This is a genomic window from Nonomuraea sp. NPDC050556, from assembly GCF_044457355.1.
GTDB lineage: Bacteria > Actinomycetota > Actinomycetes > Streptosporangiales > Streptosporangiaceae > Nonomuraea.
Genome location: NZ_JBITGU010000012.1, coordinates 1 through 1,696, shown reverse-complemented (window position 1 = coordinate 1,696; position 1,696 = coordinate 1). Strand labels below are relative to the sequence as shown.

The window sequence follows — 1,696 nt, the reverse complement described above, 5'->3', positions numbered from 1 at the left end:
CGGTGCTGACAGAAGTGTGGTCGCAGGTGCTGGGGGTGGAGCGGGTCGGGGTGCATGACAACTTCTTCGACCTCGGCGGCGACTCCATCCTCGCGATCAGGCTGCGCGCATCCAGCCACGACGCCGGGCAGGACTTCGAGCTGTCGGCACTGTTCCTGGCACCCACGATCGCCTCCCTAGCCCTCAAAACGCGCCCCGCCGCAGCCCCGGACCCCGTCGCAGGTCCCTTCGACCTGATCTGTCCCGCCGATCGGCAGTTGCTGCCTGTCGGCCTGAGCGCCGCCTACCCCGCCACCATGCTCCAAGCCGGTATGCTCGCGATCAGCTCACTGGAGTACGGCAGCGCCACGTATCACGATGTATTCGCCTACACCGTCTGCCTGCCCTGGCAGCCCGACGCTATGGCCCGCGCACTGCACCAGCTCACCGTCGAGCACGACGTGCTGCGCACCAGCTTCGACTTCGTCACCTTCAGCACCCCCATGCAGCTGGTACACGAAACCGCCGCAATTCCGCTGACCGAAGCTGACCTACGCCATCTGCCCCCTGCCGATCAGAACCAGGCGTGCCACGACTGGATCCAACAGGAGAAGCACCGCACCATCCCCGCCAGCCAGGTACCTTTGCTCCGCATCGCCGTCCACCACCTGGCCAGCGACAGGTTCCGGCTGGGCCTGAGCTTCCACCACGCCATCCTCGACGGCTGGAGCGTAGCTACCGCGATCACCGAACTCGTCCAGCACTACCGCCGGCAGCTCGAAGGCCGAACCAGCCCTACCGCCGAGCACGTCTCCTACCGGCACTACGTGCAGCTCGAGCAGGAAGCCCTCGACGACCCGCAGACCCGCGCCTTTTGGGCCGAGCAGACGCGCAAAGCTAACCCAGCACTCCTGCCCGGGCCCCTGCCCGACCGCAAACCAGCCGCAGGCACCGTGCAACGGCAGCTGCCGCACGAGTTGGTCGTGCGTACCCGCGCACTGGCAGCTCAGTCAGGCGTGCCCTGGCGCACCGTACTGCTCGCAGCCTGCTTCCACACGATGCTCATCGTGACCGGCGAGCCGGACGTGACCGTCGGCATGGTCAGCCACGGCCGGTCCGAGCGCGCCGGCGGCGACCGCACACTCGGACTGTTCCTAAACACGCTGCCGCTGACCCAGCACCTGGCCGGAGGCACCTGGCGCGAACTGATCGCCCAGACCCACGCCTCGGAAATTGCGGCTTTCACCCACCGCAGGTTCCCTCTAGCCGAGATGATCCGCATGCGCGGCGGTGATCGGCTGTTCCACACTGCGTTCAACTTCACCGACTTCCACGCATACAAGCAGCTACGCCACAACGACATCATCGTCGTCGGTGCTGGAGCCTTCGAGCAGACCGACATCCCGCTTATGTTCTCGGTCGGACCCGACGACCAGCGGACCACGTGGATCGTCGGCCTGCACGGCGACGGCGACACCGTCGACACCTCGGCCGCTGACCTGGCCGCCGACACCTACCTGCGGGTGCTCGAAGCGATGGCACAAGTTCCCGGCAGCCGCTACGACAGACTCGTCCTCGGCGAGGCGGCAGTAGTGCCAGCGCTGCCCGCATCCTCCGCGGCCTGCTTGCATGAGTTGTTCGAGGAATGGGTGGGTCGGGTTCCTGGTGCGGTGGCGGTGGTTGGTGCTGGCGGGGTGCTGACGTACGGGGAGCTGGA

General features: G+C 66.9%; 1 protein-coding gene. It reads left to right on the top strand.

All coding sequences use genetic code 11. The features are described 5' to 3' along the window. On the top strand, positions 1-1,696 hold a 1,696-nt coding region (locus tag ACIBG8_RS54660), incomplete at both ends, for a condensation domain-containing protein (protein WP_397351391.1).